Annotated in this window: 18 protein-coding genes; 15 read left to right on the top strand and 3 right to left on the bottom strand. The window is 61.0% G+C overall.

Annotated features, from left to right (window positions below):
* Positions 1-69: 69 nt before the first annotated feature.
* A complete protein-coding gene (locus B9Z43_RS03925) occupies positions 70-1,035 on the bottom strand; it encodes a helix-turn-helix domain-containing protein (protein ID WP_158270059.1) in 966 nt (321 codons plus the stop codon).
* Between the two features lie 155 nt (positions 1,036-1,190).
* Between B9Z43_RS03925 and B9Z43_RS03920 the strand changes: the two genes are divergently transcribed.
* The 12 genes from B9Z43_RS03920 (at position 1,191) to B9Z43_RS03865 (ending at position 14,605) form a co-directional block, all read left to right on the top strand.
* Positions 1,191-1,928 carry a type 1 glutamine amidotransferase gene (locus B9Z43_RS03920; protein ID WP_108322797.1) on the top strand — a complete coding sequence of 246 codons (738 nt, stop codon included), beginning with the start codon at positions 1,191-1,193 and terminating at the stop codon, positions 1,926-1,928.
* A complete protein-coding gene (locus B9Z43_RS03915; RefSeq protein WP_108322796.1) occupies positions 1,925-3,190 on the top strand; it encodes a cytochrome P450 in 1,266 nt (421 codons plus the stop codon). Before B9Z43_RS03920 ends, B9Z43_RS03915 begins: the two co-directional genes overlap by 4 nt.
* 23 nt (positions 3,191-3,213) lie before the next feature.
* Positions 3,214-4,506 (top strand): glutamine synthetase family protein, encoded by a 1,293-nt coding sequence (locus tag B9Z43_RS03910; protein WP_108322795.1) that lies wholly within the window; start codon positions 3,214-3,216, stop codon positions 4,504-4,506.
* A 16-nt stretch (positions 4,507-4,522) separates the two neighbouring features.
* A complete protein-coding gene (locus B9Z43_RS03905) occupies positions 4,523-4,837 on the top strand; it encodes a 2Fe-2S iron-sulfur cluster-binding protein (RefSeq protein ID WP_108322794.1) in 315 nt (104 codons plus the stop codon).
* Positions 4,838-4,882: 45 nt separating this feature from the next.
* Positions 4,883-6,367, top strand: coding sequence for an aldehyde dehydrogenase (locus B9Z43_RS03900; protein WP_108322793.1), 1,485 nt, complete (start codon positions 4,883-4,885; stop codon positions 6,365-6,367).
* A gap of 19 nt (positions 6,368-6,386) precedes the next feature.
* A complete protein-coding gene (locus B9Z43_RS03895; protein ID WP_108322792.1) occupies positions 6,387-7,751 on the top strand; it encodes an aminotransferase class III-fold pyridoxal phosphate-dependent enzyme in 1,365 nt (454 codons plus the stop codon).
* Positions 7,748-8,989, top strand: coding sequence for a Tm-1-like ATP-binding domain-containing protein (locus tag B9Z43_RS03890; RefSeq protein ID WP_108322791.1), 1,242 nt, complete (start codon positions 7,748-7,750; stop codon positions 8,987-8,989). Before B9Z43_RS03895 ends, B9Z43_RS03890 begins: the two co-directional genes overlap by 4 nt.
* Positions 8,986-9,642, top strand: a complete 657-nt coding sequence (locus B9Z43_RS03885) for an HAD-IA family hydrolase (protein WP_108322790.1) — start codon at positions 8,986-8,988, stop codon at positions 9,640-9,642. The genes B9Z43_RS03890 and B9Z43_RS03885 overlap by 4 nt, the downstream gene beginning before the upstream one ends.
* 117 nt (positions 9,643-9,759) lie before the next feature.
* The gene (locus tag B9Z43_RS03880; protein WP_108322789.1) at positions 9,760-10,464 is read left to right on the top strand and encodes a GntR family transcriptional regulator; all 705 of its coding nucleotides are present in this window, start codon (positions 9,760-9,762) and stop codon (positions 10,462-10,464) included.
* Positions 10,461-11,939 carry a malonyl-CoA decarboxylase gene (locus B9Z43_RS03875; RefSeq protein WP_108322788.1) on the top strand — a complete coding sequence of 493 codons (1,479 nt, stop codon included), beginning with the start codon at positions 10,461-10,463 and terminating at the stop codon, positions 11,937-11,939. Before B9Z43_RS03880 ends, B9Z43_RS03875 begins: the two co-directional genes overlap by 4 nt.
* Positions 11,940-11,985: 46 nt before the next feature.
* On the top strand, positions 11,986-12,981 hold the full coding sequence (locus B9Z43_RS03870; protein ID WP_108323266.1) for a tripartite tricarboxylate transporter substrate binding protein: 996 nt from the start codon (positions 11,986-11,988) through the stop codon (positions 12,979-12,981).
* 61 nt (positions 12,982-13,042) lie between these two features.
* On the top strand, positions 13,043-14,605 hold the full coding sequence (locus B9Z43_RS03865; RefSeq protein WP_108322787.1) for a malonyl-CoA synthase: 1,563 nt from the start codon (positions 13,043-13,045) through the stop codon (positions 14,603-14,605).
* Positions 14,606-14,665: 60 nt separating this feature from the next.
* Here B9Z43_RS03865 and B9Z43_RS03860 read toward each other — a convergent pair whose 3' ends face one another.
* Positions 14,666-15,880: an ABC transporter substrate-binding protein gene (locus B9Z43_RS03860; protein ID WP_108323264.1), complete on the bottom strand. Its 1,215-nt coding sequence runs from the start codon at positions 15,878-15,880 to the stop codon at positions 14,666-14,668.
* Between the two features lie 190 nt (positions 15,881-16,070).
* Positions 16,071-16,514 carry a universal stress protein gene (locus B9Z43_RS03855; protein WP_108322786.1) on the bottom strand — a complete coding sequence of 148 codons (444 nt, stop codon included), beginning with the start codon at positions 16,512-16,514 and terminating at the stop codon, positions 16,071-16,073.
* A gap of 106 nt (positions 16,515-16,620) precedes the next feature.
* Here B9Z43_RS03855 and B9Z43_RS03850 point away from each other — a divergent pair, with 106 nt between their 5' ends.
* From B9Z43_RS03850 to ccoN, 3 genes are all read left to right on the top strand, one after another.
* Positions 16,621-18,960 (top strand): cation-translocating P-type ATPase, encoded by a 2,340-nt coding sequence (locus B9Z43_RS03850; RefSeq protein WP_108323262.1) that lies wholly within the window; start codon positions 16,621-16,623, stop codon positions 18,958-18,960.
* A 10-nt stretch (positions 18,961-18,970) separates the two neighbouring features.
* Positions 18,971-19,108 (top strand): cbb3-type cytochrome oxidase assembly protein CcoS, encoded by a 138-nt coding sequence (gene ccoS, locus B9Z43_RS03845; RefSeq protein ID WP_089960903.1) that lies wholly within the window; start codon positions 18,971-18,973, stop codon positions 19,106-19,108.
* A gap of 71 nt (positions 19,109-19,179) precedes the next feature.
* Entirely contained in the window at positions 19,180-20,616 is a 1,437-nt protein-coding gene (gene ccoN, locus B9Z43_RS03840) for a cytochrome-c oxidase, cbb3-type subunit I (RefSeq protein WP_108323260.1), read from the top strand.

Genomic DNA, 20,616 nt, shown 5'->3' with positions numbered 1-20,616 from the left:
CTGAGCCCGGTCCGGGCGTTGACGCTATCGAAAAGTGGCAAACCATCTCCGGGGTTTACCCGGTGCAGTTCAGTTTTGCCGCTGGTGCAAGGTGCTGGAGGGCAGTTCGCCAAACAGGCGTTTGTAGTCCTGCGAAAACTGACTCAGGTGCCAAAAACCCCAGTGCGAGGCGATGTCCTGGATCGTCACGCCTGGCGCTGCTTGACGCAATGCCCGCCGCACGCTGTTCAGGCGCAAGGACCTCAGGTATTTGACCGGTGTGGTGCCCAGCACATCCTGAAAACAGTAATTGAGCTTGCGGCGGCTGGTACCCACGCGGCTGCAGACCTCGAGGATGGACAGGGGTTCGTCAGCGTGCCCCAGCATCAGTTCGCAGGCGCGGTCCACCAGTTTTTTTCGGCGCTCCAACGTGGGCAACTCCGAAGTGTCGACCTGTGCGGGCAGGGCTTCTAGCCATTCCATCAGGATCTCGTCACGCAGCTGGCGCAGCGCCTGCTCGTCATGCTGGCGGTGGGCCAAGGCGCTGGCTTGGTCGAGCAAGGTCAGTTGCAGGTCGCGCAGGTTCTGGGCCTTGACGTCGGTGGTTTGCAGCACCAGCTGCTTTTCGAGCCAATGCGCCAGGGGCTTTTGGTACATGCGCTCCCACAGCGGGTTGAGCAGACTGCGCTCCACCACCACCGCGATCAGCGTGAAGTGGGGCGGGGTGGTCAGGTCGACCTCATCGCCTTTGCCACACATGATGGCGTGGGCTGGGACCCGCTGGCCGTTGAAAAACAGGTCGGGCGAGTCCTGCAGCGCCATGGCAAAGCCGTAGACGCTGTCGTCGAGCCGCCCGCGCTGACGCAAGGCGATGCTGGTGTCTTCGCGCAGGAGGGTCACCTCCGGCAGCTGCACCTGGTGGATGCGTCCCTTGAACTGGCCGGGTGAGAGTTGTTCGTACTGCAGCGCCCAGCCCTGCTGGGCCAGGGCGTGCTGGTCCATGTCCTGGGTGTCCAGCACCTGGACCCAAGGTGAATCAGAGGCAGGGGTGCTCATCAAGGGCAGAAAACGCGGCGCAAATGCATGCCCCTGAGTGTGCCCGGTTCCGAAGTGCGGGCTTTTTCGTGAAAACCCGGGGTGTACGGTGCCCAAACTTGATAGTGGCTTGTTCGCCTTGTGCATAGCATGGGCATCAGCCTGAAAGACTCCGGATGAACCTGCCGAACCTGCATATCGCCGTTTTGCTGACCAACGACGACACCTCGCCGTTTGCGGCGCATTTTCCGAACGACGGGCAAAAGGTCGTTCACCTGCTGCAGCCCTTGCGGCCCGACTGGTCTTACGAGGTCTTGCCGGTCAAGGACGGGGTGCTGCCCGCCAGCCCCGAGGACTTTGACGGCTACGTCATCACCGGTAGCCCGGCCTCGGTCAACGACGACCGCCTGCCCTGGGTGGGGCCATTGCTGGATTTCATCCGCGCCGTCGATGCGGCTCGCCAGCCGCTGATCGGCCTGTGCTTTGGCCACCAGGCGGTGGCCCGGGCGCTGGGCGGGCAGGTGGCGCGCAACGCCGCAGGCTGGGGCCTGGGCACCGCGCCCACGCACTGGCAGGCCACACGCCCCTGGATGCAGCCCGCGCAAAGCACCACCACCTTGATGGCCGCCCACAACGAGCAGGTCACCCGCATGCCCGAGGGGGCCGAGTGTCTGGGCGGCAGCGATTTTTGCCCCATCGGCTCGATGCAAATCGGCCAGCACATCTGGACCACCCAGTACCACCCCGAAATGCCGTTGGTGTTCATGCAGGCCCTGCTGGGCTTCCTGGCCGACAAGCTCGATGCCGACACCCTGGCCCGTGCCCACGCCAGCCTGGCTCAGCCTGTCGATGTGCCGTTGTTTGGCCAGTGGATGGCGCAATTTTTTGAACACGCAAGGAAAAACCCGCAATGACCGTCTGGCACCCCAGCGACGATGGCCACGCCGACATCTCCAGCCACGACAGCTATGTGAACGGCACGCCGCACAACACCTTCAAACGCTTGCGCGACGAGGACCCCATGGCCTGGTGCGAGTGGGCCGATGGCAAAGGTTTTTGGTCGGTCACGCGGCACGCCGACATCCTGGAGCTCAACCGCAACCACCAGCGCCTCAGTTCTGCACAGGGCATCCGCATGGAAGACCAGTCGCACGAGGAGTACATGGCGCGGCGGACCTTTCAAGAGACCGACCCGCCCGAGCACACCCGCACCCGCATGCTGGTGGCCAAGGCCTTTTCCAAGCCCATGATGGCGCTGTACGAAGACCAGATTCGCGAGCTGTGTGTGGGCATTCTCGATCAAGCCCTGGCGCTGGGCGAGTTTGACGCCACGCACCACATTGCCCGCCAGCTGCCCATGCGCATGCTCGGGCGCATCGCGGGCCTGCCCGAAGAAGACCTGGACTGGCTGGTGGACAGGGGCGATGCGCTCATGGCCAACACCGACAGCGATTTCACCAGCCATGTGGTCGACAAAATGGACACCGAGGCCTACCGCTTCATGCCGTTCCGCTCGCCTGCCGGGGCCGACCTGTTCGACTACGCCGCGCAGCTGATGGAGCGCAAACGCAGCGCCGGCGACACCAGCGGCGTACTCCACCTGATCACCCAACCCGACGCCCAGGGCAACGTGATCAGCGACACCGAATTCCGCAACTTCTTTTGCCTGTTGGTGGCCGCGGGCAATGACACCACCCGTTATTCAATTGCCGCCGCCTTGCATGCGCTGGCCAACCAGCCGGGCTTGATGCAGCAACTCAAGGCGGTGCAAGGCGAGGCCGCTTGGGAAGGCGTGGCCGACGAGTTCATCCGCTGGGCTTCACCCGCCACGCATTTCCGCCGCACCGCCACCGAGGACTTCGAGTACCACGGCAAACAAGTCAAGGCGGGCGACAAAGTGCTGCTCTGGTTCATCTCTGGCAACCGCGACGAGCGGGCTTTTGATCGACCATTCACTGTGGATTTGAGCCGTGGCGTGAACCGTCACCTGTCTTTTGGCCAGGGCGGGGCGCACGCCTGTCTGGGCATGTGGCTGGCGCGGCTGGAGTTGCGCGTCTTGATGCAGGAGCTGATCAAGCGCGTCGACCGCATCGAGCAAACGGGTGAGCACGCCTTTTTGCGATCCAACTTTGTCTCGGGCATCAAACGTTTGCCCTTGCGCATGCACCTCATCTGAACCTAGGTTTGAAAGGAATCACCATGTCCAATGTTCAAGAACGCCTGCGGGTGCTGTTTTGTGACCACTTGGCCATTCCGCGGGGCAAATACGTCACGCTCCAAGCCGGGCAGGGCGGCGGTGCCCGCTTTTGCCGGGGCACCTTCGGCGTGACGTATGAGAAAGAGCTGATCCCTGCGCCCGGCGCCATGGTCATGGAAGGCCTGCCTGACATGGAGGCCGTCTACACCCCCGAGGACATTCGCCCCGGCTGGCAGCCTTTCACCCAGGTGGCCATTGGTGACCTCAAAGCCAACGACGGTACACCGCTGCCCATGTGCGGGCGCAGTGCCCTCAAGCGCGCCGTGGCCGACTGGCAGGCCATGGGCTACGACCCGATGGTGGGCATCGAGCTCGAAGCCTTTGCCTTCCAGATCGAGCCCGACGGTTCGCTCAAACCCTATGACACGCCTGCAGCCCATGTGTATGCCACCGGCCCCTTTGCCGACCCGAGGGGCTTCACCGATGCCCTGTGGGAAAAGGCCACGGCGGCAGGCTTTCGCATCGACAGCATGAACACCGAGTACGACGCGCCGCAGTTCGAGTTCACGCTCAAATACGACCGCGCCGTCAAAGCGGTGGACGACATCTTTTTGTTCCGCCTCTTGGCGCGTGAGGTGGCTTTCCAACACGGCATCGTGCTGACCTTCATGCCCAAGCCCATCTTGACGGTTGGCGGCAGCGGCGTGCACATCAACTTCAGCCTGCGCGATGGCCAGGGCCACAACGCGATCTCGGGCGGGCACGACGCCAGCCAGTTCAACGCCTTGACGCTCGGTTGCACCGCCGGACTCATGCACCACCACCAGGCGCTGGCGGGTTTGTTGGCCCCCAGCGCCAATTCTTACCAGCGCTTGCAACCGGCCAGCCTCTCGGGCTTTTGGCAAAACTGGGCGGTGGACCACCGGGGTGTCACGGTGCGCCTGTCGGCCGAAAGCGGACCCGGCGCGCGCATCGAGCACCGCATGGGCGACGCAGCGGCCAACCCCTACACCCACACCGCTGCGGTGTTGCAGGCGGCGCGCCTGGGCGTGGCCAACGCTTATGCACTCCAGCCCATCGAGACGGGCGACTGCCTCGAAAACAAGGACGCCACCCAGAGCGTGCCCGACACCCTGGCGGGCGCGCTGGATGCCCTGGAAGCCGACACCGTGCTGACGCAAGCCCTGGGCGAAGGCCTGGTGGCCAACCATGTGGGCATCAAGCGCCACGAGATCGAACGCACCGCAGGCCTGGAAGGCGATGCACTGCGCGACCACTACATCCGTTTCATCTGAACAGAAAGACCGAACCATGCCCCAAGTGCACTGGATCATGAGCAACGGCGACCGCGTAAGCGATGACGTCAACGACGGCACCAACCTGATGGACGCAGCCCAAATGAACGGCATCCCCGGTGTGGCGGGCGAGTGTGGCGGCTGCCTGTCCTGCGCCACTTGCCATGTGTACGTTGATGAAGCCTGGCTCGCCGCTTGCCCGCCGATGGAAGAAGTGGAAAACGCCATGCTCGACATCGTCACCTCGCCGCGCCAAGCGGGCAGCCGCCTGAGCTGCCAGCTGATCGCGTCGAGTACGCTCGATGGCATCGTGCTGCACGTGCCGGACTGACGCTGAATCGGCGTCCGGGCTCATGAAATTTGGAGTGAATTGAACATGAAACAAGAACACATCGACGCGCTGCGTCACCAACTTATCCCCAACCAGGGCGTGCTGATTGACGGCCAGTGGGGGGCTGCGGCGTCGGGCCAGACGCTGCCGGTCGTCTCGCCCATTGACGGTCAGACCTTGTGCAGCATCGCTGCCGCTGGGGCAGAAGATGTGGACCGCGCCGTGCAGGCGGCTCGCCGCACTTTTGAGCAAGGGGTGTGGTCCCGCATGGCCCCTGCCGAGCGCAAGAAGGTGTTGCACCGCATTGCCGACCGCATCGAAGCGCACCACGCCGAGCTGGCGGTGCTGGGTGTGCGCGACAACGGCACCGAGATTGCCATGGCCTGGAAGGCCGAGCCGGGCAGCGCGGCGGGCACCTTCCGTTATTACGCCGAGTGCGTGGACAAGATCAATGGCGAAATCGCGCCCACGCCCGAGGGCACGCTGGGGCTGATCCACAAGGAAGCGGTCGGCGTGGTCGGGGCCATTGTGCCGTGGAACTTTCCGCTCATGATCGGCGCCTGGAAGATCGCCCCGGCCCTGGCGGCGGGTAATTCGGTGGTGCTCAAACCTTCTGAAGACGCGTCGCTCTCTTTGCTGCGCCTGGCGCAGCTGTGTCTGGACGCGGGCTTGCCCCCGGGCGTGCTCAATGTGGTCACCGGCACGGGCGCAGTGGCTGGCGAGGCGCTGGCTCGGCACATGGACGTGGACATCCTCACGTTCACGGGCTCCGGCCCGGTGGGGCGTCTGTTGCTGAAAGCCTCGGCCGAGTCCAACCTCAAGCGGGTCTATCTGGAGCTGGGCGGCAAGTCGCCCAACATCGTGTTTGATGATGCGGTCGATCTGGCGCAGGCGGCCAAGGTCTCGGCCATGGGCATTTTCCGCAACAGCGGGCAGGTGTGCGTGGCAGGCTCGCGCCTTTTGGTGCAGCGCTCGGTGCACGACGAATTTGTAGATCGGCTGCAAAACATCGCGGCCAGTTTGCGTGTGGGTGACCCGCTGGATGTAACGACCGACATTGGTGCCGTGAGCAGCGCCCGCCAGTTGGCCCGCAACCAGAGCATGCTGGCGCGTGCGCTGGCGCAGGGCGCGCGTCTGCGCACCGGCGGTCAGGTGATTGCGCCTGTGCCTGGTGGCCAGTACATGAGCCCCGCCGTGCTCGATGGCGTTCAGCCCGAGATGGACATTGCCCGGCAGGAAGTCTTCGGCCCGGTGCTGGCCGTCATGCCTTTTGACGATGAGGCCCATGCTGTGCGCCTGGCCAACGGCACCGAATACGGCTTGGCTGCAGGGGTGTGGACCGGCAGCCTTTCGCGAGCCCACCGCATGGTGCGCGCCATCAAGGCCGGGCTGGTGCATGTCAATACCTACGGCGGCCCGGACATCACCGTGCCGCTGGGCGGCGTGCGGCAGTCGGGTAACGGGCACGACAAGTCGATGCATGCCATGGACAAATACCTGGACCTGAAGACCGCCTGGATTCAGCTCTGAAAAATACCAAGGGAAAACAATGGACACCGACCAACTCAAGGCTGACAACGCCCAATACCTGTGGCACCCCATGGCCCATCCGGGTGCGATGAAAAAGTCAACGCCAGACATCATTGCCAAAGGCGAGGGCTGCTGGATTTGGGACGTGGATGGTCACAAGATGCTTGACGGCGTCGGCGGCCTGTGGGCCTGCAACCTGGGGCACAGCAACAAGCCGGTGCGCGACGCCATCGTGGCGCAGATGGACGAGCTGCCTTTTTACAACGTGTTCCGCGGCACCACCCATGTGCGGGCGATCGAGTTGTCCAAGCGCCTGGTGCAGATGATGCAGCCCGAAGAGGTGGCCACCGTGATGTTCTCCAACGGCGGCTCGGACGCGGTGGAAGGAGCTTTGAAGATTGCCCGCCAGTACTGGAAGCTCAAGGGCCAGGCCGACCGCTTCAAGTTCATCAGCCTGCGCCAGGGCTACCACGGCGTGCACTTTGGCGGCATGAGCGTGAACGGCAACACCAATTTTCGCCGCGCCTACGAGCCGCTGCTGCCCGGGTGCTTCCACATCGACACGCCTTGGGCTTATCACAACCCATACACCGATGACCCGATCCGTCTGGGCGAAATTTGCGCCGAGTTGCTGGAGCGCGAAATCGTTTTCCAGGGCCCGGACACTGTGGCGGCTTTCATTGCTGAGCCGGTGCAGGGCGCGGGCGGCGTGATCGTGCCGCCGCCCAACTACTGGCCGCTGGTTCGCCAGATTTGCGACAAGTACGGCGTGCTCTTGATCGCCGACGAGGTGGTGACTGGCTTTGGCCGCAGCGGCGAGCTGTTTGGCACGCGCCTGTGGGGCGTGAACGCCGACATGTGGTGCCTGGCCAAGGGCATTTCTTCGGGCTACATCCCGCTGGGGGCCACGGCCATCAACCGCCGCATTGCCGATGTGTTTGACGCCGACACCACGGGCACTGCCTCGGTCTCGCACGGCTACACCTACAGCGCGCACCCGATCGCAGCCGCGGCGGCGCTGGCCACACTCGACCAGATCGAGGCGCTGGACATTCCGGGCAACGCGGCCCGTGTGGGCGCGCACCTGCAGAGCCGATTGGGCAAGCTGGTGGACACCTGCAGCTTTGTGGGCGACGTGCGTGGCGTGGGCTTGATGCTGGGCATCGAAATGGTGAGCGACAAGGCCAAACGCACACCGATGACCCGCAGCAGCGACATCCCGGCGCGGGTGGCCAAGGCGGCTTACAAGGCGGGGCTGATGGTTCGCATTTCGGGCCCCAACCTGATTTTGTCGCCGCCTCTCGTCATCACCCGCGAGGAAGTGGACTTCATGTGCGACGTGCTCGAATCCGCCTTTGCCGCTGTACAAGAGGGCCGCGCATGAAGAGCTCCGTCATTCTGATCGTCGGCACCGTCGACACCAAGAGCGATGAGATCGACTTTTTGCGCGAGCAGGTGTGGGCAGCAGGCGGCCTGGCGCTGATCATGGACGTGGGGGTGCTGGCCAAAGGCAAAGTGACGCCTGACGTGAGCAACACCGATGTGGCCAACGCGGCAGGCGTGACCTTGCAGCAAGTGATCGACAGTGGCGATGAAAACAGCGCCATGGCCCTGATGGCCCAAGGCGCAAGTGCTCTGGCGGCCGAGATGCACCGCGAAGGTCAGATCGATGGCCTGTTGGTTCTGGGCGGCACCATGGGTACCGACCTGGCGCTCGATGTCGCCAGCAGCTTGCCACTGGGCGTGCCCAAGGTGGTGCTGTCCACGGTGGCGTTTTCGCCCCTGTTGCCGCCCGAGCGCATGCCGCCCGATTTGATGATGGTGCTGTGGGCTGGCGGCTTGTATGGCCTCAACAGCCTGTGCCAGTCGGCCCTGGCGCAAGCTGCAGGGGCGGTGGTGGGGGCCTGTCGTGTGGCGCGTGTGCCGCGTTTTGCGCGGCCCGTGGTCGGCATGACCTCTCTGGGGTCGAGTTGCCTGAAATACATGGTGCAACTCAAGCCTGAGCTGGACCAACGCGGTTTCGATCTGGCGGTGTTCCACACCACGGGCATGGGGGGCAGGGCGTTTGAATCGCTGGCCGCGCAAGGCCAGTTCGCCTGCGTGATGGACTTCAGCCTGCAGGAGATGGTCAACCAGATGGGCGGCTCGGTGGTGAGCGCGGGGCCTGACCGTTTGATGGGCGCAGGTCTGAAAGGCGTACCAATGATTGTGGCCCCGGGTGCGACCGACCTGGTGGACTACCCGGCCTGGGGCCAAATGCCCGAGCGCTTTGCTGGGCGGCCCTCGCACGACCACAACCGATTGATCGCCTCGGTGGGCATTGACGCCGACATGCGCCGCAAATTTGCCCGGGAATTGGCCAGTCGCTTGCGCCAAGCCCAAGGCCCGGTGCACCTGGTGCTGCCACTGCAAGGCATAGAAGAGTGGGACCGACCGGGTGCACCGTTGCACGACGCCGAAGGCTTGGCTGCGCTGATGGACGAATGCCGCCAATGCGACTGGGGCACCGCCGAAGTTTCGCGCATTGACGCCCACATCAACGACGCCGCGTTTGTGCAGCATGTGTTGGCGGTGTTCGACGACTGGCTGGCGCGTGGGCTGGTGAAGAAAGACGCGCCATGAGCGCGCCATCTTCCAAGGCGCTGGTGCTCGACTTTGGTGGGGTCATCAGCCGTACTTTGTTTGAAACGCACGACCTGAGCGAGGCGGCGCTGGGCCTGCCGCCCGGCACGCTGACCTGGCGCGGCCCCTTTGCGCCCGAGACCGATGTGCTGTGGCAGGCCATGCAGGCTGATCACATCACCGAGCGCGAATACTGGATGGCCCGCACCCGCAGTGTGGGCGAGCTGGTGGGCGAAGCGTGGACCGACATGCAGACCTTTGTGCAGCGGGCCCGGGGGGCCGATGTCGAGGCCGTGATTCGGCCCGAGGCCATCGCTGCTGTGCACCAGGCCAAAGCAGCGGGCTGCAAACTGGCGGTGCTGTCCAACGAGCTGGACCTGTTTTATGGTGCGAGCTTTCGCGAGCGGCTGCCGCTCTTAAAACTCTTTGATGTGATCATTGATGCGACCTACACCGGCATCTTGAAACCCGACCGCCGGGCCTACGAGATGTGCCGCGACGCACTGGGTGTATCGGCCCAAGACTGCGTGTTCGTGGACGACCAAAGCCGCAATGTGCTGGGGGCCATCCAAGTCGGATGGAAGACCGTGCAATTTGATGTGACCGATCCTGCCACTTCGTATGCGCGGGCGCTGGCCCTGCTGGAAATTTGAAATTTTCCTGTTGATTCAGGGTTTTTCCTGACGATTTCCAGGCCAAAGCCTGTCGACAAGTGCGGGTTGCTTGGGTTGTAATTATGCGTAATTACAGAAAATTATCCGAGCACCAAGATGGCAGGACACGTCAATTCATTGCACGAACAGGTGGCGCAGGGACTGCGCGACCTGATCTTTGCGGGCGATTTATCGCCCGGTGCATTTGTGGACGAAACGCGCCTGTGCGAGCAGTTGGCCATCTCGCGGACCCCTTTGCGCGAAGCCCTGAAAGTCTTGACCGCAGAAGGGCTCATTCGCCATGAGCCACGCCGTGGGTGCTTTGTGAACGAAGTGACCGAGCAAGATCTCGATGAAATCTTCCCCGTGATCGCTTTGCTGGAAGGCCGCTGTGCCCATGAGGCGGCTTTGCATGCAGGCGATGCCGACATCCTTGCGCTGGAGGCTTTGCACCGGCAATTGCAGGACAGCGCTGCGCAAGGGCGCATCCCCGACTATTACGCGGCCAATTTCGCGATCCATGAAGCCGTCATCGCCATCGCGGGCAACAAATGGCTGGCCCAGGTGATCGGTGATTTGCGCAAGATCCTCAAATTGGCGCGCCTGCAACAGCTCAATGCGCCTGGGCGATTGGCGCAGTCCTTGGCCGAACACATGGCCATCTTTGCGGCCCTGAAGGCCCGGGATGCCCAAGGTGCCGAAGTGGCCATGCGCACCCATTTGACTCGGCAAAGAGAAGCTTTGCGGCAGCTGGCGCGCCACCACAAGAGCCGCATCGCGCCCGTCAGCACAGAACACGACAAGCTTGGGGTAACGACATGAACACATCCGAATGGATTGGACGCACGGTGGCCGGTTGGTTGCCTGCAGGCAAGCGTGCTGGCCACAAGTCTGCAGTGCCAGAGGTCAAGCAGGAGGGGCGTGCCGCTAAATCAGTGGCTGACAAAGGGCCTCCAGCGCGCTCTTCACGAGAACGGCTCAACGCCACTTTGCGTCAAAAAGAAGAGGCCTTGTCGCCGCGTGTTTTGCGGCGCACCCTGACCGAATTACAAGCCATCGTGGACCCCAGCGTGAGCGAGGTGGAAGGTGGCAAGCGGGCCAGGGGTGTGGCCCAGTGGTACAGCAAAGCCACGCCTGAGCAGCGACAGGACTGTTGGTTGCTGATGAGTGAACAATTTGCACCCGATGCGACCAAGGTCAGGGCAGCCCGTGAGCAATACGAGGCGGCTGTGGGCACGCCCGATGAAGGGGTTGCCGAAATCCGCATGCGCAAGGCCTTGGTGTCGCCGCGCACGCGCTTGTTGCAACGCTTTGCGGTGTTCCCGGAGGGCATGCGTTTTCTGGTGGATTTGCGCCAGGACTTGATGCCCGCGCTCAAATCGAACAAGCGTTTGCTGGCCTTGGAAGCCGAGTTGGAGAACCTGTTCACCACCTGGTTCGACGTGGCCTTTCTGGAGTTGCGCCGCATCAGCTGGGATTCGCCCGCCAGCTTGGTGGAGAAACTGATCAAGTACGAAGCGGTGCACGACATCAAGAGCTGGGGCGATGTGAAAAACAGGCTGGATTCGGACCGCCGTTGCTACGGATTTTTCCACCCCCGTTTGCCCGATGAACCGCTGATTTTTGTGGAAGTGGCGTTCATGAACGAGATCGCCAGCAGCATCAGTCCTTTGCTGGACGAGTCGGCTGAAGCCGTGGATTTGAGCAAAGCCACGACCGCGATTTTTTACTCCATCAGCAACACGCAACCCGGTCTCAAAGGGGTGAGTTTCGGGGATTCCCTGATCAAGCGTGTGGTCGAGACGCTGCGCTCGGATTTCCCCAAGCTCAAGACTTTTGCCACCTTGTCGCCCATTCCGGGTTTCCGTGGCTGGCTCAACAAAAACGCCAGCCGCATGCTGGAGGCCACGCCAGAAAAATTGAAATCCCAGTTGGGCCGTGCCGTGGGGTTTGAGCCTGCATCGGCCGAGCATGTGTTGTCGGCGCTGGATCTGATGCCCACTTTGCCGGAAAAGTCGGTCTTGCGCCAATGGCTTTTGGGCTGCGCGGCGCATTACCTGGGCAAAGAGCTGATCGAGGAACGTCCGGCCGATCCTGTTGCGCGTTTCCATTTGGGCAATGGCGCGCGCGTGGAGCACATCCATTGGGCGGCCGACATGTCAGGCAAAGGCGTCAAACAATCTTTTGGCCTGATGGTCAATTACCTGTACGACTTGCGCAAGCTCGATCGCTATCGCTTAGGCTTGGCAAAAGGCCATGTGCCGGTTTCGGACGACGTGGCGCGTTTGTATTTTTAGTACCGTCATTTTTCTATTGCACACATTCATCAAAGAGGAGACAACCATGACAGCATTCAATTTTCAAATGGATCGCCGCAGCGTTCTCAAGTACGCCGCTTCGATCGCGGCCACCGGGGCGGGTGTTGCACAGGCCCAAAGCGCTTGGCCTGCCAAGCCCGTGACCTTGATCGTGCCTTTTCCTGCTGGCGGTGGAACAGACGCTTTTGCGCGGCCCATGTCTGCGCAGTTTTCCAAATTGACGGGTAAGCAACTCATCGTTGACAACCGGGGCGGCGCGGGCGGTACTTTGGGCGCCGGGGTGGCGGCCAAGAGTACGCCCGATGGCTACAGCTATTTCATGGGCGCGGTGCACCACACCATTGCGCCTTTCATGTATCCCAAGCTCGACTATGACCTGGAGCGCGATCTGGTGCCACTGATCCTGGTGGCCAATGTGCCGCAGGTGCTGGTGGTCAATCCCAAGAAGTTTCAAGGCGCCGACTTCAAAGCCTTTTTGGACGAAGTCAAGAAGAACCCTGGCCGCTTCAACTATGGCTCGGCCGGTGGTGGCACCTCGCACCATTTGGCGGGCGAGTTGTTCAAGCTTCAAAGCAAGACCTTCATCACCCACATCCCTTACCGTGGTGCAGGCCCTGCATTGCAAGACCTGATCGCGGGCAACGTGGACATGATGTTCGATGGTTTGGGGTCTTCGGCGGCGCACATCAAGGGCGGTCGCATCAAGGCCTTGATGGTGTCGGGCAGCAAGCGCAATGCCGCTTTCCCTGACGTGCCGTGTTCCGCCGAGTTGGGTCTGCCCGACTACACCGTGTCCACCTGGTATGGCATCTGGGCCCCCAAGGGGACGCCTGCCGATGCGCAGGCCCGCATGATTGAAGAAGTGCGCCGTGCGTGCATGGCTGACGAAGCCAAGGCCGTGTGGGCCGGGCAGGGCGCTGAGTTTCCCAACCTGACCGGTGCGCAATTCGATGGCTTCATCAAGAAAGAACTGGCCAAGTGGTCACAAGTGGTCAAGGCCTCTGGTGCCAAGCTGGATTGATTTTTCAAGGGTTTCAAAGGCCCTTTGATCGGGGCTTTTTCTTCATATTTGCACATCATCCATGAGCTCACACAATTTGTTTTCGGCACTGCGTGCCGCATTTCCCTCTGACCTCCAGGCCACCGCCGTAGAGACCGATGAAGGCCTTCGCTACAGCTGGGCCGACTTGGAGCGTGCCACCGCCATGATGGCCAATTTGCTGAAGTCGCTCGATTTGCCCGAAGGCAGTCGCGTGGCGGTGCAGGTCGAAAAATCGGTTGAAGCGATGATGCTTTACCTGGCCACCTTGCGGGCGGGTTATGTGTTCTTGCCATTGAACACGGCTTATCAAAGCGCCGAGATCGAGTACTTCATCGGCAATGCCGAGCCCGCCGTGGTGGTCTGCAGTGGTGCCAACTTCGGTTGGGTCAGCAAGATCGCTTTCAAGGCAGGCACGCAGCATGTATTCACTTTGAACGACGATCGGACCGGCAGCTTGCTCGACCGTGCGGCGCACCACAGCGATCAGCACCAGACCGTCAGCCGAAAAGCCGATGACCTCGCCGCCATTCTCTACACCAGCGGCACCACCGGCCGCAGCAAAGGCGCCATGCTCACGCACGGCAACATGCTGAGCAATGCGCTGACGCTCAAAGACTACTGGGGCTGGAAGACGACCGGAGGACCTGATGGCCATGGAGACGTGCTGATCCACGCTTTGCCGATCTTCCACGTTCATGGCTTGTTTGTGGCCATCCACGGTGCCCTGATCAACGGCAGCAAGATGATCTGGATGGCCAAGTTCGATCCCAAGCGCGCCATCGCGCACATGGCGAAGGCTTCTGTGTTCATGGGCGTGCCCACGCTGTATGTGCGCATGCTGGCCGAGTCCAGCCTCAACAAGGCGGCGGTCAAGAACATGCGTTTGTTCATCGCGGGCTCCGCCCCCTTGCTGATCGAGACCTTCACCGAATGGCAAGCGCGCACGGGCCACACCATTTTGGAGCGCTACGGCATGAGCGAGACCGCCATGCTGACTTCCAACCCTTACGCGGCAGACAAACGCTATGGACAGCAGTCCGAGCGCCGAGGCGGCACGGTGGGCTTTCCTTTGCCGGATGTTTTGCTGCGCGTGCGCGGCGACGATGGTCTGGATTTGCCGGTGGGTGAGATCGGTGGCATCCAGGTCAAAGGCCCCAATGTGTTCAAAGGCTATTGGCGCATGCCCGAAAAAACGGCCGAAGAATTCACAGCCGATGGGTACTTCAAGACCGGTGACGTGGGCAAGGTCGATGAGCGAGGTTATGTCACCATCGTGGGTCGCAGCAAGGACCTGATCATCAGCGGTGGCTACAACGTGTACCCCGCCGAGATCGAGGGCTACATCAACGAGATGAAGGGCGTGGCCGAAAGCGCCGTGGTGGGCGTGCCGCATCCGGATTTTGGCGAAGTGGGTGTGGCCGTGGTGATCGCCAAGCCAGGCGCTGCCGTGCAGCCCGATGCCATCATCGCCGAGCTGAAAGCCAAGCTGGCCAATTTCAAGATCCCCAAGAAATGCTTTGTGGTGACGGAGCTGCCGCGCAACACCATGAGCAAGGTGCAAAAAAACTTGCTGCGCGATCAGTACAAGGGCTTGTTCAACTGAGATCTGCAAGTGCCACAAAAAAGACCGCCGAGGCGGTCTTTTTTGTGGGCACAAGTGCGGTCACTTTTTCAGATACGCGTTCTTTTCATGAATGCGCTGGATGTGCTCTGCGGCCTGCTCAGCGCTCATCTCTCCATTGATGACTTTCACGTTGACGTACCAGAGTTCTTCTTCCAATGAGGGCCAGACCCGGTTGAGTTTTTCGGCGTTCAAACGGATGGTGTCGTCGCAGCTTTTGCGCCAATCCAGCATCTCCTGGCTCAAGGGGTCATTGACCATGACCTTGTGTTTGGACAATGAAAAGAAGCCACTCAGTGTGTCCGTCAATAACTGAGCGAATTCCGCAGAGGCCAACCAGTCGATGAACAGTTTGGCCGCTTCGGGGTGTTTGGTGCTTTTGTTGATGCCGATCCCAAAGTCTGGGTGTACCGACAGATGACAACGTTGACCCACAGCCTCCACAGGGGGCTTGAAGACGCCCATGTCGATTTTCTTTTTGTAGGCGAAGCTGGTGTTGCGCAGGAAGTCGATGTCCCATGAGCCTGTGGGGTAGACGGCCGCCAAGCCCGTGGCAAACAGGATCTGGATGTCGCTGTTGGACATCTCACTTTGTTTGGCGTGCATGTAGGGCTTGAGTTGGCCCATCATGCGCCATGCCCTGATGAATTCCGGATCGGTGAATTTCTTGCGGCCCTGAATCAGGGCCTGCCGTGATTTTTCACCTTCCCAAAAGTTCGGCCCTAAGCCCGTGAAGATCACTTGGTTCGTTTCCCACATGTCTGCTGTGCCCAGGGCCAATGGGGTGACGTTGCCTGCGGCGGCCACTTTTTGGAGCAAGGTCATCCATTCCGCAACGGTGTGGGGTGGCTCCAGTTGCAGGTCCTTGAAGATTTGTTTGTTGTAAATGATGCCGTGGATCACATAGGCTACCGGCATGCAATACGTTGTTTTGCCATCGTCCGAAGTCCATGCGCGGCGGGCGTTTGGATCGAAATTTTGAAGCTGGGGTTCTGTCAGGGCTTGCAAGTAACCCTTGGCATTCAAACGCATGCCGCCGTCAAATGGTCGACAAAACACCAGATCGCCAGCACGTCGGGTGGACAGTCGTGCGTCCAGGCGCGGGTCGTAGCTGAGGGCTTCTTCAGGGACAAATTTCAGGCGAATGCCCGGATGTTTTCTCTGAAATGCCGGGATCAGCACTTTGTCCCAAAAGATTTGATCGTCCTTGCGCCAGCTTTCGATCATCAGCTCCTGAGCGTTGGCGCTTGCCGCCATGAGGCTCAAGCTGACCAAGCTCAGGACTGTTGCGCATTTCAGAGCGTTGCCGAGCGCCTGTATCGGGCGCGCGAGGGTGTGTTTGGCTGTTTTCAAAATGAATGCGAATACTTTGTAGTGAATGCTATTTTATGACCATATTCCAGCGTGGCCCCTCACCAGCAGGAGCCCCGAGAGGCTCCCGTTCAAGTCAGCGCAAGACCAGCACCGGGATGTGCGAATGCGTGAGCACCTGTTGCGTTTCGCTGCCCAAAAGCAAGCGTTTGATGCCTTTGCGGCCATGCGAGGCCATGACGATCAGATCAGCTTTGTGCTTTTTGGCTGTGGCAATGATGGCGTCCGAGACCACATCAGACTTCACCGTCACGCCCTTGCTGACCACGCCTTTGGCTTTGGCTGTTTTTTGGACCGCATCCAGCGCGGCTTTGGCCGCTTCGGTCCATTGGCCTTCGATGCGGCTGACTTCCGAGGCGGACAAAGGAATGCTGCCTTCAAAGTAGGCTTGGGGGTAACGGGGCACGACTTTCAGGGCGACCAATTCGGCGCCGCAGGTGGCGGCCAGCGCGATCGCGTTGGTCACTGCTTTTTTGGACAGGGTGGAACCATCGGTGGCCACAAGAATGCATTTGTACATAAGGTGCTCCTCAGCGTCGTTGAAAACTTCAGCTTAAATCGCAGCGCTGGCCCGCTTCTTGATGCACATCAAGCTTCGTGTCAGGGCCTTGGCTTATCGTTCAGGCATGACTGAAGTCAATGTTTTGCCATCTCCACCTCTCGCCATCGCGCAAGAAGACGCATTGGAACGCGAGCAAGGTCTGAAATTGCTGGACGATCCGCAGGAGTGGGCCGCCTTCAGTCTTCCGGAAAAAACCCAGGCCGGTTGCTGGAGTTCCAGCGTGGTGTTCGAAGGCATGCATTGCGCGGCTTGCGCCATCACCCTCGAAGATGCCTTGCGCGCCGTACCGGGTGTGGGGGCTGTGCAAATCAATGCCGCCAGCCACCGCGGCCGCATTGTGTGGTCGCCGGAGCTCACCCGGCCCTCTGAATGGATGCGCTCGGTTGAGCGCTTTGGCTACAAGGCCATACCCGCCAACGATGCACATGCCCATGAAAGGCGCCGTCAGGAAGGTCGCCGCATGGTCTGGCGCTTGGCCGTGGCCGCGCTGTGCATGATGCAAGTGATGATGTATGCAACCCCGGTCTATGTGACCGAGCCGGGCGACATCACGCCCGAGATGGTGCATTTGCTGCGCTGGGCCTCCTGGGTCTTGTCTTTGCCTGTGGTGTTTTTTTCGTGCACCCCGTTTTTGCGCAGCGCCTGGCGCGACCTGCGGCACCGGCAGGTGAGCATGGATTTGCCGGTGGCCTTGGGCATGGTGGTGACCTTTGTGGTCAGCAGCATCGGCACGTTTGAGCCCACCGGCCCTTTTGGGGCCGAGGTCTATTTCGACTCGTTGACCATGTTTGTGTTCTTTCTGTTGACGGGGCGTTGGCTGGAGTTGCGCATGCGCGACCGCACCGCTGGCGCGCTGGAGGCGGTGCTCAACCGCTTGCCTGACAGCGTGCGCAAACGCATGCCCGATGGGCTGTGGGCATTGATCTCCATTCGCCGTTTGGCGGTGGGCGATGTCATTGAGGTGCTGCCAGGCGAGGCCTTGGCCGGTGATGGCCTGGTGCTGGCCGGTCAAACGCAGGTGGACGAGGCCCTGCTCACAGGGGAGTCGAGTCCTTTGTCGCGGCAGGCCGGCGACCGAGTGATTGCTGGCAGCCACAACCTGAGCGGCACGATCGAGGTGAAGATCGAGCAAGTGGGGGCCTCCACGCGTTATGCCCAAATTGTTTCCTTGATGGAGAGTGCTTCTCTGTCCAAGCCCTCCATGGCTTTGCTGGTGGACCGCTGGGCCAAGCCATTTTTGCTGGCCATTTTGTTGGTGTCTTTGGCTTCGGCCATTTATTGGTGGCCGACCGATCCTGCCCATGCCTTGATGGTGGCGGTGGCCGTGCTGATCGTGACCTGTCCTTGCGCTTTGTCTTTGGCCACCCCTGCGGCCATGCTGGCTTCGGCCGGTGCGCTGGCGCGAGGTGGGGTGCTGGTGCGCCGCCTGGAGGCTTTGCAAAATTTGGCGACCATCGACACCGTGATCTTTGACAAGACCGGCACGCTGACCCGTGATGCGTTTGAAGTGGCCAACATCCACACCCGGGTGGGCACCTCGCAGGCGCAAGCCTTGCAATGGGCGGCAATCCTGGCCCGCCATTCCCTGCACCCGGTTTCTCGGGCCTTGTGGTCAGAAGCCCGTCAACGTGCCTTGGCCGAAGGCAGCCTTTCGACCTTGGAGTCCGAGGCGGCGCAGGCGGTTTCCGAGAAAGTGGGGCAGGGCGTGTCCGGTCTGTTGACCGTATCGGGTCGCGCTGTGCCTTTGCGCTTGGGCTCGGCCGCCTATTGCCAGGCCCCTGTTTATGAGGGTGTGCATTTGCAAGTCAGTTTGGCGGACGATGCAGGGTGGATCGCCACTTTTGAGTTGGCCGAGGAGCTTCGCTCAGAAGCCCCGGCGGTGGTCGCGGCCTTGAAGCATTTGGGTTTGCAGCTCAAGGTGCTCTCGGGCGATGCGCAAAGCGCCGTGACGCAGGTGGCATCCTTGGTCGGCATCGACGATGCCCGTGGGGCTTGCAGCCCGCAGGACAAATTGCAGGCGGTACAGGCTTGGCAAGCCCTCGGGCACAGGGTGGCCATGGTGGGCGATGGCCTGAACGATGGGCCGGTGTTGGCGGGGGCTGATGTGTCTTTTGCCTTGGGGCAGGCGGTCCCTTTGGCGCAATCCAAGGCCGATTTTGTGCTCATGGGGGGACAGCTTCACGCGCTGGTGCAGACCCTGGTGCGAAGCCGTCAGACCCTGCGGATCGTCAAGCAAAACCTGGTGTGGGCCGCCGTTTACAACGCCGCGTGCATTCCTCTGGCCCTTTTGGGTTGCTTGCCAGCTTGGGCAGCTGGTTTGGGCATGGCGCTGAGTTCCTTGCTGGTGGTCCTCAACGCCTTGCGCTTGTCCAAAGATGTGGCGTCCAGCACTCCAGCAGCATGAAAGAACAACCATGGACATCCTGTATTTGTTGATCCCCCTGTCGGTCGGTTTGGTGTTTTTCATCCTGGCCGGCTTGTGGTGGGCCATTCACCGAGGTCAATTTGAAGACATTGAGGCCGAAGGTGAGCGGATATTGCGAAACGATTGATTTTGATCAAGTCCCGCGGGTATACACCCGGGCAAACTCGCAACGAAGTTTTTAAAAAAGAAGAGGTGAAAATGAAATTTGCCAATATGCAGGCGACGACTTACAACGACACCGTTGTACGTCAGTTCGCCATCATGACGGTGGTTTGGGGTGTGGTGGGCATGCTGGTGGGCGTGATCATCGCGGCCCAGCTGACCTGGCCCGAGTTGAATCTGGGCATTCCATGGCTCAGTTATGGCCGCTTGCGACCGCTGCACACCAATGCGGTGATTTTTGCGTTTGGCGGTTGCGGCTTGTTCGCAGCGGCGTATTACGTGGTGCAGCGCACTTGCAACGTCCGTCTGTTCAACGACAAACTGGCCGCTTTCACCTTCTGGGGTTGGCAATTGGTCATCTTGCTGGCCGCCATTTCCTTGCCACTGGGCTACACCCAAGGCAAAGAATATGCCGAACTCGAATGGCCCATTGACATCCTGATCACGTTGGTCTGGGTGGCGTTTGCGGTGGTCTTCTTTGGCACTGTGGGCACCCGCAAGGTGCGTCACATCTATGTGGCCAACTGGTTCTTTGGCGCGTTCATCATTGCTGTGGCTTTGCTGCACCTGGTCAACAGCGCTGCGTTGCCCGTGGGTGCGTTCAAGTCCTACTCTGCCTACGCCGGCGTGCAAGACGCCATGGTGCAGTGGTGGTATGGCCACAACGCGGTGGGCTTCTTCTTGACCGCAGGCTTCCTGGGCATGATGTATTACTTCATCCCCAAGCAAGCCGAGCGTCCCGTGTATTCGTATCGCTTGTCGATCGTGCACTTCTGGGCCCTGATCTTCACTTACATGTGGGCAGGTCCTCACCACCTGCACTACACCGCTTTGCCTGACTGGACGCAGTCGATCGGCATGGTCTTCTCGCTGATCCTGTTGGCTCCAAGTTGGGGCGGCATGATCAACGGCATCATGACCTTGTCAGGCGCATGGCACAAACTGCGTGACGACCCGATCCTGCGTTTCCTGATCGTGTCCTTGTCTTTCTACGGCATGTCGACCTTCGAGGGTCCGATGATGTCCATCAAGACCGTGAACGCCTTGAGCCACTACACCGACTGGACCGTGGGCCACGTGCATTCGGGTGCCTTGGGTTGGGTGGGCCTGGTGACCATGGGTTCGATGTACTACCTGATTCCCCGCCTGTTTGGCCAGAAAAAGATGTACAGCGTCAAAGCGATTGAAATCCACTTCTGGACCGCCACCATCGGCATCGTGATCTACATCGCTGCGATGTGGATTGCCGGTGTGATGCAAGGTCTGATGTGGCGTGCTGTCAACGCCGACGGCACCTTGACTTACACCTTCGTTGAGTCGGTCAAAGCCACCTTCCCGTTCTATGTGCTGCGCTTGCTGGGCGGTTTGTTGTACCTGGGGGGCATGGTGATCATGTTGTGGAACACGATCAAGACGGCCACACAAGGTCGCTCGGTTGAAGTTCAGATTCCAAGCCTGACCGCTCACGCCTGA

Source organism: Limnohabitans sp. MMS-10A-192 (assembly GCF_003063335.1).
Lineage (GTDB): Bacteria > Pseudomonadota > Gammaproteobacteria > Burkholderiales > Burkholderiaceae_C > Limnohabitans_A.
Note: the sequence above shows the minus strand (reverse complement) of the source record. Positions and strands in the feature narration are given on the sequence as shown.